The 14,579-nt window shown below is 72.7% G+C and carries 15 protein-coding genes; 8 read left to right on the forward strand and 7 right to left on the reverse strand.

The genetic code is table 11. The features are described 5' to 3' along the window. Window positions 1-27: 27 nt before the first annotated feature. Genes BLT76_RS12645 through BLT76_RS12655 form a run of 3 tightly spaced genes read left to right on the forward strand, consistent with a single transcriptional unit; the run spans window position 28 to window position 3,502 of the window. Complete coding sequence (locus BLT76_RS12645; RefSeq protein WP_090856634.1) at window positions 28-822, forward strand: enoyl-CoA hydratase/isomerase family protein; 795 nt, start codon at window positions 28-30, stop codon at window positions 820-822. 23 nt (window positions 823-845) lie between these two features. Then, window positions 846-2,747, forward strand: a complete 1,902-nt coding sequence (locus BLT76_RS12650; protein ID WP_090856221.1) for an ABC transporter ATP-binding protein — start codon at window positions 846-848, stop codon at window positions 2,745-2,747. After that, the gene (locus BLT76_RS12655; protein ID WP_090856224.1) at window positions 2,747-3,502 is read left to right on the forward strand and encodes an SDR family oxidoreductase; all 756 of its coding nucleotides are present in this window, start codon (window positions 2,747-2,749) and stop codon (window positions 3,500-3,502) included. Before BLT76_RS12650 ends, BLT76_RS12655 begins: the two co-directional genes overlap by 1 nt. Here BLT76_RS12655 and BLT76_RS12660 read toward each other — a convergent pair. Continuing rightward, window positions 3,388-4,350, reverse strand: a complete 963-nt coding sequence (locus tag BLT76_RS12660; protein WP_090856227.1) for an SURF1 family cytochrome oxidase biogenesis protein — start codon at window positions 4,348-4,350, stop codon at window positions 3,388-3,390. The genes BLT76_RS12655 and BLT76_RS12660 overlap by 115 nt on opposite strands. Window positions 4,351-4,391: 41 nt before the next feature. On the opposite strand from BLT76_RS12660, the gene moaA reads away from it, so the two are divergent. Beyond that, a complete protein-coding gene (gene moaA / locus BLT76_RS12665; protein ID WP_090856230.1) occupies window positions 4,392-5,399 on the forward strand; it encodes a GTP 3',8-cyclase MoaA in 1,008 nt (335 codons plus the stop codon). A gap of 2 nt (window positions 5,400-5,401) precedes the next feature. Here the strand turns inward: moaA and BLT76_RS12670 are convergent, their stop codons facing one another. Together BLT76_RS12670 and BLT76_RS12675 are read right to left on the reverse strand one after the other, a co-directional pair. Then, a complete protein-coding gene (locus tag BLT76_RS12670) occupies window positions 5,402-5,674 on the reverse strand; it encodes a hypothetical protein (RefSeq protein ID WP_218856831.1) in 273 nt (90 codons plus the stop codon). Window positions 5,675-5,729: 55 nt separating this feature from the next. Continuing rightward, window positions 5,730-6,068 carry a DUF3099 domain-containing protein gene (locus BLT76_RS12675; protein WP_090856233.1) on the reverse strand — a complete coding sequence of 113 codons (339 nt, stop codon included), beginning with the start codon at window positions 6,066-6,068 and terminating at the stop codon, window positions 5,730-5,732. Between the two features lie 87 nt (window positions 6,069-6,155). Here BLT76_RS12675 and BLT76_RS12680 point away from each other — a divergent pair, with 87 nt between their 5' ends. From BLT76_RS12680 to BLT76_RS12695, 4 genes are all read left to right on the forward strand, one after another. Next, entirely contained in the window at window positions 6,156-6,368 is a 213-nt protein-coding gene (locus BLT76_RS12680) for a dodecin (protein ID WP_090856236.1), read from the forward strand. 212 nt (window positions 6,369-6,580) lie between these two features. Next, window positions 6,581-7,306 carry a beta-ketoacyl-ACP reductase gene (locus tag BLT76_RS12685; RefSeq protein ID WP_090856239.1) on the forward strand — a complete coding sequence of 242 codons (726 nt, stop codon included), beginning with the start codon at window positions 6,581-6,583 and terminating at the stop codon, window positions 7,304-7,306. 1 nt (window position 7,307) lies between these two features. Further along, the gene (gene fabI / locus BLT76_RS12690; protein ID WP_090856243.1) at window positions 7,308-8,090 is read left to right on the forward strand and encodes an enoyl-ACP reductase FabI; all 783 of its coding nucleotides are present in this window, start codon (window positions 7,308-7,310) and stop codon (window positions 8,088-8,090) included. A gap of 27 nt (window positions 8,091-8,117) precedes the next feature. Next, the gene (locus BLT76_RS12695; protein ID WP_090856247.1) at window positions 8,118-9,803 is read left to right on the forward strand and encodes a Mur ligase family protein; all 1,686 of its coding nucleotides are present in this window, start codon (window positions 8,118-8,120) and stop codon (window positions 9,801-9,803) included. 214 nt (window positions 9,804-10,017) lie between these two features. Here BLT76_RS12695 and BLT76_RS12700 read toward each other — a convergent pair whose 3' ends face one another. From BLT76_RS12700 to BLT76_RS12715, 4 genes are read right to left on the reverse strand one after another with little or no spacing between them, the layout of a single operon-like run. Next, complete coding sequence (locus tag BLT76_RS12700; RefSeq protein WP_090856249.1) at window positions 10,018-10,380, reverse strand: hypothetical protein; 363 nt, start codon at window positions 10,378-10,380, stop codon at window positions 10,018-10,020. 41 nt (window positions 10,381-10,421) lie between these two features. After that, a complete protein-coding gene (locus tag BLT76_RS12705) occupies window positions 10,422-10,775 on the reverse strand; it encodes a cupin domain-containing protein (protein ID WP_090856252.1) in 354 nt (117 codons plus the stop codon). 2 nt (window positions 10,776-10,777) lie between these two features. Continuing rightward, complete coding sequence (cphA, locus tag BLT76_RS12710; RefSeq protein ID WP_244509386.1) at window positions 10,778-13,555, reverse strand: cyanophycin synthetase; 2,778 nt, start codon at window positions 13,553-13,555, stop codon at window positions 10,778-10,780. Then, window positions 13,552-14,544 carry a cyanophycinase gene (locus BLT76_RS12715; RefSeq protein WP_090856258.1) on the reverse strand — a complete coding sequence of 331 codons (993 nt, stop codon included), beginning with the start codon at window positions 14,542-14,544 and terminating at the stop codon, window positions 13,552-13,554. Before BLT76_RS12715 ends, cphA begins: the two co-directional genes overlap by 4 nt. Window positions 14,545-14,579 lie beyond the last annotated feature (35 nt).

Genomic DNA, 14,579 nt, shown 5'->3' on the forward strand with positions numbered 1-14,579 from the left:
GTCGGCGACCCGGCCTACGCTGACGCCATGACTCCCGACGCCCTCGCCGCCGCCGGTCTCCTCGTCGACCGGACGGGACCGGTCGTGACCGTGACGCTCGACCGACCCGATGTGCGCAACGCCCAGACGCCGGCCACGTGGCGTGCGCTGGCCGCGGTGGGGGAGTCGCTCGACGACGAGGTGCGGGTCGTGGTGCTGCGCGGTTCGGGCCAGAGCTTCTCCGCCGGTCTCGACCGCTCGATGCTCGACCCGACGGCGGGCGGCGACGGGGTCGAGACCGTGGCCGGGTTGCTAGCGCTGTCCGACGAGGAGATGTCCGCGACGATCGACGACTACCAGCGCGGTTTCACCTGGCTGCGCGACCCGCGGTTCGTGTCGGTGGCCGCGGTCCAGGGCCACGCGATCGGGGCCGGCTTCCAGCTCGCCCTCAGCTGCGATCTGCGGATCGCGGCCGACGACGCCCGGTTCTGCATGAAGGAGTCCGCGCTGGGCCTGGTCCCGGACCTCACGGGCACGAAGCCGCTGGTCGAGTCCGTGGGCTACGCCCGGGCGCTGGAGATCTGCGCGACGGCCCGGACGGTCGAGGCCGACGAGGCCCTGCGGATCGGTCTGGTGGCGTCCGTCGTACCAGCCGGGCAGCTGGACGCCGCGGTCGCCGAGCTGGTCGGTGCGCTGACCGCGCCGATGGCGGGCGCCGTCCGGGAGACCACGGCCCTGCTGCAGGGGGCGGCCGACCGGTCGCTGGACGACCAGCGACGGCTCGAGCGCGAGGCGCAGGTGCGTCGCTTCCGCGACGTGGCCCGCGCGCTCGCGGGGGACTGACGGGAGGAGGCACCGTGTCGGGGATGTACGGCGCCGGGACGGCCTGGCGCAACCTGCGGGCCGACCGCAGCGTGGTCGACAACCGGATCGAGGCGCGCACCGTGCGCCGCGTGGTCGGGTTCGCGCGCCCCCACCGGGGCCTGATCGCGGTCTTCCTGCTGCTCACGGTCATCGACGCCTCGACCGTGGTGGTCACCCCGCTCCTCGTGCAGCGGGTCGTCGACGACGGCATCCTGGCCGGCAACAGCGGCCTGGTCACGACCCTGGCCCTGGCGATGGCGGGCTTCGCCCTCTTCAGCGCCGTGCTGAGCGTGCTCAGCGGGTGGCTGTCCTCGCGGATCGGCGAAGGGTTGATCTTCGACCTCCGCACCCGCGTCTTCGCCCACGTCCAGCGCCAGTCGCTGGCCTTCTTCACCCGCACCCAGACCGGCGCCCTCGTCTCCCGGCTCAACAACGACGTGATCGGAGCCCAGCGGGCCTTCACCAGCACGCTGTCCAGCACCGTCTCCAACTCCATCGCCGTGGTCGTCGTCGGCATCACCATGCTGGCTCTCAGCTGGCAGGTGACCCTGCTCTGCCTCGCGATGTTCCCGCTGCTCTTCCTGGTGTCGCGGTTCGTCAGCGGCCGGCTGGCCGGCCTGACCCGCCAGCAGATGGACGGCAACGCCGACCTCGGCACGGTGATGACCGAGCGCTTCAACGTCGGTGGCGCCATGCTGCTCAAGCTCTTCGGCCGGCGCCGCGAGGAGGACGAGCTGTTCGCGGTCAAGGCGGCCCGGGTCCGCGACCTCGGGATCCGGATCTCCCTCATCACCCGGCTGTTCGGTGCGTCGATGATGGCGGTGCCCGCGCTCGCCGCCGCGCTCGTCTACGGCGTCGGCGGGCACCTGGCCATCAGCGGCACGCTCACGGTCGGGACCCTGCTCGCTCTCGCGACGCTGCTGCTGCGCCTGCTGGGTCCGCTCCAGGGGCTGTCCAACGTCCGGATCGACGTGATGACGGCGCTGGTGAGCTTCGAGCGGGTCTTCGAGGTGCTCGACCTGCCGTCGCTGATCCAGGAACGGCACGGCGCGACCCGGCTCCCGGCCACCGCGTCGCGGCTCGAGCTCGAGCACGTCGACTTCACCTACCCACGCGCCGACGACGTCTCGCTCGCCTCCCTGGAGGGGATCGCCCGGGTGGAGTCCCGGGAGCACACCCAGGTCCTCCACGACGTCACCTTCGTGGCCGACTCCGGCCAGATGGTGGCGCTGGTCGGTCCCTCGGGCGCCGGCAAGACCACCGTCACCCACCTCGTGGCGCGGCTCTACGACCCCACGGCCGGGACGGTGCGCGTCGACGGCCACGACGTGCGCGACGTGAGCCTGCAGTCCCTCGAGGACGTGGTCGGCTACGTCACCCAGGACGCGCACATGTTCCACGACACCATCCGCGGCAACCTGCTCTACGCCCGGCCCGGCGCCACCGACGACGAGGTCTGGGCGGCCTTGGAGGCGGCCCAGATCGCCGGCCTGGTCCGTGCCCTGCCCGACGGGCTGGGCACCGTGGTCGGGGACCGCGGCTACCGGCTCTCGGGAGGCGAGCGCCAACGACTGGCGATCGCCCGGTTGCTGCTGAAGTCGCCGTCGATCGTGATCCTCGACGAGGCCACCGCCCACCTCGACAGCGAGTCCGAGGCCTCGGTCCAGCGCGCGCTCGACGCCGCCCTCGCGGGCCGGACGTCACTGGTCATCGCCCACCGCCTCTCCACCGTCCGCAACGCCGACCTGATCCTGGTCCTGGAGGACGGCCGGATCGTCCAGTCCGGCACCCACCTGGAGCTGCTGGCCCAGGGCGGTCTCTACGCCGACCTCTACCGGACCCAGTTCGTGGAGGACGACGGGGCCCCGCCCGACGCGGTCGAGGCCGTCTGGGGGACCGTCTGATGGACCTGGGCCTGACGGACCGGGTCTTCGTCGTCACCGGAGGGGCCCGCGGGCTCGGCCGCGCCACAGCCGACGTGCTGGTGGCCGAGGGCGCCCGGGTGGTGCTCTCGGGCCGGTCGGCGGTCTCCCTCGACCGGGCGGTGGCCGACCTCGGTCCCGCGGCCGTCGCCGTCGTGGCCGACAACGCCGACCCGGCCACGCCGGACCGTCTGGTGGCCGCCGCCCAGGGGGCCTGGGGTCGCCTGGACGGAGCGTTGATCAGTGTGGGCGGTCCGCCGCCAGGTGCCGTCAGCGAAGTCACGGACGAGCAGTGGACGACCGCGTTCGAGTCGGTCTTCCTGGGCGCGGTCCGGCTGGGTCGGGTGCTGGCCGCCGGGCTGGGCGAGAGTGGGTCGCTGGCCTTCGTGCTCTCCACGAGCGTCCGCGCGCCGCTGGCCGACCTGGCCATCTCCAACGGGCTGCGCCCGGGGCTGGCCATGGTCGCCAAGACGCTGGCCGACGAGGTGGGCCCGCGGGGCGTCCGCGTCAACGGACTGCTGCCGGGACGGGTCGCCACCGAGCGGGTGGCCGAGCTGGACGCGGCGGCGGACGACCCGGCCGCTGCCCGCGAGTCGGCGCTGGCCCGGATCCCGCTGCGTCGTCAGGGCGAGCCGGAGGAGTTCGGCCGGGCGGCCGCGTTCCTGCTCTCGCCGGCGGCCTCGTACGTCTCCGGGGCGATGCTCCCGGTCGACGGCGGGTCACTGCGGGGGATCTGACCGCGGCGGCGCGCCTCCTCGGCCGCGACCGCCTGCTTGTAGCGCTCGCGCCGGGCGCGGCGGGCGTCCCGGTCGGGACGACCGGGCTTCCCGGACCCTCGGTCGCGACGCGCCGACGGGCCGCCGCGCCACTCGTCGTACGCGAACCAGCCGAATCCGCCGATCGCGAGGACGCCGAAGAACCACCACTGCAGGCCGTAGAAGAAGTGCGGCCCGTTGTCGAGCTCCGGAAGCTCGACGGCGACCAGTGGCTCGGCGGCCGGCGGGTCCTCCGAGCGGAGCTCGACCCAGCCGCCGTACACCTCGCGGTCGAGCGCCGCGCCGATCGCGTGGCTGTCGACCGCGCGGGTGGAGCCGTCGTTGACCCGGGTGCTGTCGCCGGAGCCGTCGGCGCGGACGTAGCCGGTGACCGTGACCTCGCCCGCCGGGGGCTCGGGCACGGTGCCGATGTCGCCGCCCTGGTTGATGGTGGGCATCCAGCCCCGGTTGACCAGCAGGGCCGTGCCGTCGTCGGTGACGAGCGGGACGACGACGTCCACGCCGCTCTCCTCGGTGCGCGGGCTGGCGCTGTAGCGGACCACCACCGTGTCGGCGGGGGCGTAGGTGCCGGTGGCGGTCACGACCCGCCACTCGTCCCCGTCGTCCACCTCGCGACCGGGCGCCAGCACGTCGCCGACCGCCGCCGGGTCCCGCGCCTCGTTGGCCCGGACCACGGCGTTGTCGGCCTTCCGGTCCTCCAGACGGTGGAACTGCCACTCGCCGAGCCACCAGGTGGCGTAGGCGACGACGGCGATCGCCGCGGCGAAGAGCAGCCAGCGGCGGCTCAGCAGGAACCCGAACGACCGCACGCCACGAGGTTAGTCGCCCCCACCCGACCTACACTTCAGGGGTGCCGACCCCCACTGCTCGCGAGCTCTCCGACCGATACGGCCGGGTCGCGCGCGACCTGAGGGTCTCGCTCACCGACAAGTGCAACCTGCGCTGCTCCTACTGCATGCCGGAGGAGGGCCTTGACTGGCTCGAGAACGAGCGGGTGCTGACCGACGACGAGGTGGTCCGCCTGGTGCGCGTCGGCGTCGAGCTGCTGGGCGTGCAGGAGGTGCGGTTCACCGGCGGGGAGCCGCTGGTGCGCCGGGGGGTCGTCGACATCGTCCGCCGCAGCCGGGAGATCTCGCCCGACGTCGAGCTGTCGATGACCACGAACGCCCTCGGCCTGGCCCGGACGGCTCCGGCGCTGAAGGCGGCCGGCCTCGACCGGGTCAACGTCAGCCTCGACACGGTGCGCCGCGATACCTTCCACGAGATCACCCGGCGCGACCGGCTCGACGACGTGGTCGCCGGCCTCGAGGCGGCGTACGACGCGGGCCTGGGTCCGGTCAAGGTCAACGCCGTCCTGCTGCGCGGAGTGAACGACGACCAGGCGCCCGAGCTGCTCGGCTGGGCGGTCGAGCGCGGCTACGAGCTGCGGTTCATCGAGCAGATGCCGCTCGACGCCCAGCACGGCTGGACCCGCGACGACATGATCACCGCCGACGAGATCCTGGCCTCGCTGCAGGCGGCGTACGACCTGACGCCGGCGGTCGAGCCCCGGGGGAGCGCCCCCGCCGAGCTGTGGCTGGTCGACGGCGGTCCGGCGACCGTCGGCGTGATCGCCTCGGTCACGCGGCCCTTCTGCGGCGACTGCGACCGGGTCCGGCTCACCGCCGACGGCCAGGTGCGCAACTGCCTGTTCGCCCGCGAGGAGTCCGACCTGCGCGCCGCGATGCGCAGCGGGGCCACCGACGAGGAGCTCGCCGACCGCTGGGTGGTCGCGATGCGCGGCAAGCGGGCCGGTCACGGCATCGACGACCCCACGTTCCTACAGCCCGATCGGCCGATGTCCGCGATCGGCGGCTGACCTCAGACGGGCCGGCCCGGATCCTCGCGCTCGGGATCGTGCGGCTCGACGTCCTTCAGGAATCCGCGCGAGCCCAGGAAGTCGGACAGCGTCGGCCGGTGCTCGTCGCAGGCCAGCCAGATCTTGCGCCGCTCCGGGGTGTGCAGGCGCGGGTTGTTCCACAGCAGGTCCCACGCGGGCGCCGTCGTGCAGCCCTTCGAGGAGCAGGTGGGCGCCTCGGGACCGAGCGCGGTCACCGGCGACCCGCCGTACGGGACGTGGTGCCGGAAGGCCACGGGGGGAGCTCTCCGGCACCACGCGCCGGCGATTCTCCCATGCCGGGGGAGGTATTCACAGGCGCTCCCGGCCGTCGTCGATTGGCTTCGCCGTGGAGGCGTCGAGCTCGCGCCGGTAGGCGGTGTCGGCGAGGTCGAAGGCGTCCGAGCGCATGCTCACCGCATTGGCCATCACCACGGCGATGTACGGCAGGATCAGGGCTCCGAAGATGAGGATCGGCCACAGCCACCCGACGCCGGCGAGCGCCGCGATGATGGCGCCGACGAAGCAGAGCGACCGCAGGCTCATCGAGAGCAGGTAGCGGCGCTGCCGGATCGCGATGTCGGCGTTGCGGTCCGAGGCGGCCGTGGTGATCCGGACCGCCTGGGGAGAGCGGTTCCGGTCCCTGGCCATGCCTTCAGCGTACGTCGGGCGGACGACCGACCGGAGCCCCCTCCCGGGTGGCCTACGATCGGCCTCCCACGACCGTTCGGAGGATCCATGTCCAACCGCACCTACCGCGTGACCGAGATCGTCGGCACCTCGCCCGAGGGCATCGACGAGGCGATCCGGAACGGCGTCTCGCGGGCGGGCCAGACCCTGCGTCACCTCGACTGGTTCGAGGTCCTCCAGGTGCGCGGCCAGATCAAGGACGGCGCGGTCGAGCACTTCCAGGTGAGCATGAAGGTCGGCTTCCGCCTCGAAGACGACTGATCCGCGGCCTCAGCCTGAGCTTGCGAAGGCTGAGAGGCTGCCGCGAGGTCGAGTAGCCGCGCGACCGAGGAACGAGGTCGCGACCGGCGTAGCGAGACCTGGACGGAGGGTCTCGATACGCTCGCTGGCGCTCGCTACTCGACCGACGAGGCAGCTGACGCGACCACGGCCCCGGTTCGGCGTACTGGTTGGTAGTCGATAGCGTCGCTGCCGTGAGCGACACAGACGAGTCCACTGGTCGGTCGGTCCTCGTGACCGGCGGCAACCGCGGCATCGGCCGGGCGATCGCCGAGGCGTTCGTCGCCAACGGCGACCGGGTCGCCGTGACCACCCGCAGCGGCGGTGCGCCCGAGGGGACGCTCGACGTCCGCTGCGACATCACCGACCCCGAGGCGGTCGAGGCCGCGTTCGCGACCGTCGAGGCCGCGCACGGTCCGGTCGAGGTGCTGGTGGCCAACGCCGGCGTCACGCACGACACGCTGCTGCTCCGGATGTCCGAGGACGACTGGTCCTCGGTGATCGACACCAACCTCACCGGCTCCTTCCGGCTCGCCAAGCGGGCCTCGAAGGGCATGTTGCGGCTGCGCCGCGGCCGCATCGTCTTCATCTCCTCGGTGGTCGGCCTGCTCGGCTCGGCGGGGCAGGTCAACTACGCGGCCTCCAAGGCCGGCCTGGTCGGGATGGCGCGCTCGATCGCGCGGGAGCTGGGCTCTCGGTCGATCACGGCGAACGTCGTGGCGCCCGGCTTCGTGGAGACCGACATGACCGGCGTGCTCACCGACGAGCAGAAGGCCGCGATCAAGGCGCAGGTCCCGCTGGGGCGGTACGCCGCGCCGGAGGAGATCGCGTCGACCGTGCTGTGGCTGACCGGCGACGGCGCGAGCTACGTCACCGGGGCCGTCATCCCGGTCGACGGTGGACTAGGGATGGGGCACTGACATGAGCGGAATCCTGGACGGCAAGACGATCCTCGTCGCAGGCGTGACGATGGACAGCTCGATCGGCTTCGCCACCGCCAAGGTGGCGCAGGAGCAGGGTGCCACCGTGCTCATCTCCAACTTCGGCCGGGCGCTGAGCATCACCCGCCGGATCGCCAAGCGGCTCCCCGCCGAGCCGCCGGTGCTCGAGCTGGACGTGACCGACCCGGAGCACCTCGCGGGGCTGGTCGACCAGGTGCGCGAGCACCTCGGTCCGGACGCCCGCCTCGACGGCGTGGTCCACTCGATCGCCTACGGCAACCCCGAGACGCTGCTGGGCGGCAAGTTCCTGGAGGGTCCGTGGGAGGACGTCGCCCAGGCCGTGCAGGTCTCGGCGTACTCGCTGAAGTCGCTCGCCATGGCGGCCAAGCCGCTGATGGGCCGGGGCGGCTCCGTGGTGGGGTTGACCTTCGACGCCACGGTGGCGTGGCCGGCGTACGACTGGATGGGCGTGGCGAAGGCCGGCCTGGAGTCCACGTCGCGCTACCTCGCCCGTGACCTGGGCCCCGACGGCATCCGCTGCAACCTGGTCTCCGCCGGTCCGCTGAAGACGCTGGCCGCGAAGGCGATCCCGGGCTTCTCCGACCTCGAGGCGATGTGGGAGACCCGCGCCCCGCTCGGCTGGGACAACGCCGACCACACGCCCACGGCCAAGGCGGTCTGCGCGCTGCTGTCGGACTTCTTCCCGGCGACGTCGGGCGAGATCGTCCACGTCGACGGCGGCTTCCACGCGATGGGGGCCTAGCCCTCCCGTCTGGGTAACGTCCCGGGCGTGACCTCACTCGTCGAGCTCCGCGTCCTCGAAGGGCCGAACCTCTACTTCCCGCGCGCCGCGGTCAAGCTGACCCTCGACATCAGCGGCCTGGCCGCGGCGTCGGAGGAGACGGCCGGCCGGTTCGCGCGGCGGATCGGGCTGGCGAACGCCCGACCGGGCGCACCGGAGACCGGCTTCCGGCAGCGCTTCGCGCTGCGGGCGGTCGGCCACCTGGTCCGGGCCGTCGCCGACGAGGCCGGTACGACGGGCCTCGGGGTCCGGGTCCGCCCGACCAGCGACCGGCACCGGGTGGTCGTCGCCTACCCGTGGAAGCACCGTGGTCGCGCGGAGGCGATGGGCCGGGCGGTGGCCGACGTGCTGGACGCCGTACCGTCCGCGGACGTGGAGGCCGCCGTCGGCGAGGCCGCGGCGCTGGTGGCGGGGGCCGAGCCCGGCGACGAGCCGCGCACGATCAAGCCGGCCATCCCGGTGGTGGCCGTGACCGGCACCAACGGCAAGACGACCACGTCGCGGATGGTCGCCCACATCGGTCGGGCCGACGGCCGCGTCGTGGGCTGGTCGAACACCGACGGCATCTACATCGACGGCGAGATGGTGGAGGCCGGTGACTACTCCGGTCCGAGCGGGGCCGGTCGGATCCTGGCTCACGAGCAGGTCGAGCTCGCGGTGACCGAGACCGCCCGCGGCGGGATCCTGCTGAAGGGCATCGGACTCACCCGCAACGACGTCTCGGTCGTCACCAACGTCACCGCCGACCACCTCGGGCTGCAGGGCATCGACACCGTCGACCAGCTGGCCGAGGTGAAGGCGGTCGTCCCGCGGATCACCCGCCGCAAGGGCTGGTCCGTGCTGAACGGCGACGACCCGCGGGTCTTCGCCATGCGCCACGTGATCAAGGCCCGGCCGTGGGTGTTCACCCGCGACGTCGAGTCGCCCGCGATCCGGGAGGTGCTGGGCGAGGGCGGCCGCGCGACCACGGTGATCGACGGCTGGGTGAGCGTGCTGACCCCGGACGCCGACCCCGACCCGCTGGTCGAGCTGGTCGACGTGCCCATGACCCTCGCCGGGCTGTCCCGCTTCAACGTCGAGAACACCCTCGCGGCCGCGTCGGCGGCCCTGGCGATCGGCATCGACCGCTCGGTGGTCGTCGAGGGCCTGCGCTCGTTCCTGCCCGACGCCGAGCACAACCCGGGCCGGATGAACTTCTTCACCGTCGGCGAGGTCTCCGTCGTCGTCGATCTGGCCCACAACGAGGCCGGTCTCGAGGCGCTGCTGGAGATCATGAACGGCGTACGACGTCCCGACGCCCGCCTGCTCCTCGGCCTCGGCGTGGTCGGCGACCGCACCGACGAGCTGATCGAGAAGCTCGGCGAGATCGCGGCCCGCGACAGCGACGTGATCGCCATCGGTCACAAGGAGAAGTACCTGCGTGGCCGGACCACCGAGGAGCTGGAGACCCTGATGCGCGCCGGCGCCGAGCGGGTCGGCGTCACGGGCGTGCCGGCGTACCCGACCGAGGTCGCCGTGCTCTCCGCCCTCGTGGGCCAGGCGCTCCCCGGCGACGTCGTCGGGCTGATGTGCCACGCCGAGCGCCAGGAGGTCTACGACTGGCTGGCCGAGCACGGCGGTACGCCGGACTCCTCCGCCGACCTCGCGGACAAGGTCAGGGTCAGCTCGGCCTGAGCCTGCGAAGGACGAGCGTCGGCGAGGAGGTTGAGGAGGGTCGACGAGGGCGGAGCGGAGCGACGCGCTCGTGAGCCGTCTCGAAACCCCGAGCCGGGTCGGTCTGAGCCGGTGGTCCTAGTTACCCGGTTCCCCGGGTAAGTAGGAAACCCGGACGTTCCCGGGCGAAACTTCACCCAGGAACGTCCGGGAAAGGCCGGGAGGTCCCGGGCGGTCAGCGGCGGTGCGGCGTGTAGGCGTACCAGCCATACCCGCCCGACGCCGGGACGGAGGAGTCGTCGACCTCGCCGGCCCGCGGCGTGAGGGTCAGCCGCCACCCGTGCTCGTCGCGGTCGTGCTCGGCCCAGAGGTCCTCGTGCGAGCCGCGGCCCCAGTCGCCCGCTCCGCCGCTGCTGACGCACAGCTCCCAGTTGTCGCCGGTCCGGCAGAAGAACTCAAGGTTGATGTCGGCGCCGTCGCCGTTCGCGTCGACGACCGCCGCGGCTTGGTCGCCGAGGGTGCCGACGGCGCGGACGACGGCGTACCGGCCGTCCCAGCCGCCCGTGTCGATCACCGTCCGCTCGTCCAGGTCGCTCACCGGGCCAGCCTGGCAGCGCGGGGTGAGGCCCGGCGACCGGTTTAGGGGTACTCGACCTCGCGCGGCGCGCTGGCGACGTCCACGTCGCCCTCGACCAGGAGGGCGACCAGGCCGGACTCGGAGCGGGTCTCGTGGAGCTCGTTGGGCTCCCAGACGGCCGCCTGGCCGGGAGCGAGTACGACGGCGTCGCCGCTGGACCCGGAGACGGTCGCGTCCCCGGACAGGACGACCAGCAGCTGGCGACCGGCGGCGGGATGACGCCCGACCACGCCGCCGGGCCTGAGGCGGACGGTCACCAGGTGGGCCTCGGCGGTGATCCCGAACGCGGTGACGTCGAAGCCGCGGCTGCCGTGCGCGTCGACGGGACGGCCGGGACGGTCGCCGAGGGTCAGCACCCTCACTCGTCGCCCACCGAGCCCGCCACCAGGTCGGGGTCGGCGCCCGGGGCCTCGGAGGAGACACCGGCGCCGGCCTGGGCCTGGGAGGACCAGGTCTCCAACTCGCTCATCACGGCGGCGTGCTTGTCGACGCAGACCACGACCAGGTCGCCGCGGTTGGCGCGCGACATGGCGTGCCGGACGGCCTCGATCTCGTCGAGCACCTCCTCGACCTGCTTGCAGCGCGCGCCCTCGGCGATCGCCGTACGGACGCCCTCGAGGACTAGGCCCGCGACCTCGCCGCGCTCGCGGCCGCGCAGGGACAGGTCCTCGCGGACGATGACCACGTCGAAGTGCTGGGCGGCGATGTGGCCGAGCTCGCGCATGTCCTCGTCGCGCCGGTCGCCGGCGGTGGCGATGATGCCGATCCGCGACGGCCGGGCCAGGTCGTGCGAGGAGGCCATCGAGTCGCCCACGCGGTCGACGAAGTCGCCCAGCATCCTCATGCCGGGTGCGTTGTGGCAGTAGTCGACGATGACGTTGACGCCGTTGACGTCGACCTCGTTGAGCCGGCCGGGGGAGAGGTAGTAGTTGGTCGAGAACGAGCGGAGGCCCTGGCGAATGTCGTGGAGCGGGGCGCCGGCCGCGAACGCCGCGGCTGCGGCACCGAGGGCGTTCTGGACGTTCATCCGGGCCCGGCCGCCGAAGGTCGCCGGCAGCAGGTGGGTCCAGGCCAGCTGCATCTCCCGGGGGCCGTGCTTGACCACGATCATCTCGCCGCGCTCGGAGGGATTGAGGACGAGCGCCTTGCCGCCGCGGCGGCAGTGGGCGTCGATCATCTCGCGGACCTCCGAGCCGGGCTCCTCCATCGAGAACCAGACGACCTGGCCGGAGCAGCGCCGGCGCATCTCGCGCACCAGCGGGTCGTCGGCGTTGAGCACGGCGTGCCCGTCGCGGGGGACAGCCTCGACCAGCACGGCCTTGACATCGGCCAGCTGCTCGACGGTGTCGATGCCGCGCAGGCCGAGGTGGTCGGGCTGCACGTTGAGCACCACGGCCACGTCGTTGCGCTCGTAGCCGAGGCCCTCGCGCAGGATGCCGCCGCGGGCGACCTCGAAGACCGCGAAGTCGACCCGCGGGTTCTGCAGCACCATCCGGGCCGAGCGCGGACCGGAGGCGTCCGAGCGGATCACCAGGCGCTCGTCGATGACGACGCCGTCGGTCGAGGTCATGCCGACCTTTCGGCCCATGCCCTTGAAGATGTGGCTGATCATCCGCGAGGTGGTCGTCTTGCCGTTGGTGCCGGTCACGGCCACGATCGGGATCCGCGACGTCGCACCCGGCGGGAACAGCATGTCGACGACCGGCTTGGCGATGAACTGCGGCTCGCCGATGGTCGGGTGGGTGTGCATCCGGAAGCCCGGGGCCGCGTTGACCTCGCAGATCGCGCCGCCGGTCTCGCGCACCGGCTCGGTGATGTCGGGGCAGATGAAGTCGATGCCCGCGATGTCGAGCCCGACCATCCGGGCCGCCTCCTCGGCGATCTCGACGTTCTCGGGGTGCGCCTCGAAGGTGCGGTCGATCGAGATGCCGCCGGTCGACATGTTGCCGGTGAGGGCGAGCCGGACGTGCGCCCCCTCCGGCGGTACGTCGGTCATCGCGTAGCCCTGCTCGCGCACCAGCAGGACGGCCGCGTCGTCGACCTTGATCCGGGTCAGCACCTTCTCGTGCCCGACGCCGCGGCGCGGGTCGGCGTTCGCGGTGTCGACCAGCTGCTCGACGGTCGAGGTGCCGTCGCCGGTGACCGACGCGGGCACCCGCTCGGCGATCGCGGCCACCTTGCCGTCGATGATGAGGCAGCGGTAGTCCTTGCCGACGATCTGCTGCTCGACCAGGATCGCGCCGCGCCGCGACTGGGCCTGGGCGAGCTCGAAGGCCGCGCGCACGTCGTCGGCGTTCTCGTTGTCGAGGATGACCCCGCGCCCGTGGTTGCCGTCGAGCGGCTTGAGCACGACGGGGTATCCGATCCGCTCCGCCGCCCGCACCGCCGCCTCGACGGTGCGCATCGTCTCCTGCTTGGGCACCGGCAGGCCGGCCGCGCTCAGCAGCGACGTCGTCAGGTCCTTGTCGGAGGCGATGTCGACGGCGATCGCGCTGGTCGCGGAGGTCATCGTGGCCCGGATCCGCTTCGCGTGCACGCCCTGGCCGAGCTGGACCAGCGAGTACTGGTTGAGCCGCAGCCACGGGATGTCCCGCGACACCGCCTCGTCGAGGATCGCTTGCGTCGACGGCCCGAACGCGGTGCGCTGGGCGCGGGTGATGAACGACTCCAGCTCGGCGTCCCAGTCGAACTCGGGGTCGGCCTCGACCAGGTGGTTCACGAGCCGTACGGCGAGCCGGGCCGCGGCCAGGCCGACCTGCTCGTCGACGTACCCGAAGACCACGTTGTAATGGCCCGGACGACCCTTGACGCCGCGGGTCTTGCCCCGTCGTACGTCGTGGCCGACGACCTGCTGGAGCGCCAGCGCGGAGTGCTCCGCGACGTGGCCGAGCCAGGTGCCTTCGTGCAGCCGCTCGACGAAGCCGCCGCGCTTGCCGCGGGAGCAGGAGTGCTCGCGCAGGCCGGGGAGCATCTCGAGGATGTTGTCGGTGAAGCCGGGCAGCGTGTTCGTGGGGTAGCGCTCCAGGACGCCGAGGTCGACGACCAGGTGGATGGCCTTGTCGTAGGACCACACGTTGGCGCCGCGGTAGACCCGCGTCTCCTCGATGCTGAGGTCGGGGGTGGGGCGTTCGGTCACGTGGAAGCTCCGTCCTGCCGAGATGACGGCGGGTTCTTCTTGGTCTGGCGGGCCTTGCGTCGCTTGAGGGTCGTGGGGGAGACGTCGCCGGCCGCGATGTCGCGGGCCAGCCGGCGGAGGTCCTGGCCGGCCTCGGCGAGCTCGGCGACGTCCTCGGCCGCCACCTCCGCGACGTGGGGCAGCAGCTCGCGCGCGGTGAGGTCGAAGGCCGAGCCCTCCGGCAGCACGTGCAGGACGACGCCGCTGGCCAGCAGCGGCGCCGAGCGCTTGGCCTCGTAGGCGTTGGTGGTGATCCGGGCCGGGTCGAACACCGTCACGGCGCCCCGGCCGCGCACCCGCAGCACCTCGCGGTCGGTGCCGTCCTCGAGAACCTCGTGCTCGACGATCGCGGCGGTGTCCTCGTCGACGCCGATCCCGAGCAGCTGGGGTGACTGGGCCACGATCATCAGCAGCCGTCCGTACCGCTCGCGCTGGGCGAAGTGCTGGTCGACCACGCTGGAGCGCAGCAGTCCGAGGCCGGCCGCGACTTGGGTCATCCGTTGCTTGGGCGTCGACCCGCCCACGCCGAAGGCGACCATGTGGCTGGACTGGATGCTGGCCCCCGCGGAGGTGCCGGCGACGACCACGCCGCGCTCGTGGGCGTCGACGATCGCGTCGCCGAGCGGGGTGCCGCAGATGATCGCCGAGAGCTTCAGCTGGTTGCCGCCGGTCATGAAGATGCCGGTCGCGTCGGCCAGCGACTTCACCAGCACGGGGTCGTGGGCGTCGTCGCGCGACTCGGGCCGGATCGCGACCACCTCGGCGGCCCCCTCGCGGCGGAACAGGGCGTCGTAGACCTCGACGACCTCGGCGCCCAGCGACGAGGCAGTCGGGATGACCGCGATGCGTGCGTCGGGACCGCCGCTCGCGGCCACGAACTCCCGAAGGATCGTGCGCTTGCGCAGCTTGTCCTCGGCGCCGCCGATGATCATGAGGGGTCCCCGGGCCATGACAGTCACCCTAGGGGGTGCCAGACTTTCACCCC

The sequence above is a fragment of the Nocardioides lianchengensis genome (assembly GCF_900101465.1).
GTDB classification, from domain to species: Bacteria; Actinomycetota; Actinomycetes; order Propionibacteriales; family Nocardioidaceae; genus Nocardioides; species Nocardioides lianchengensis.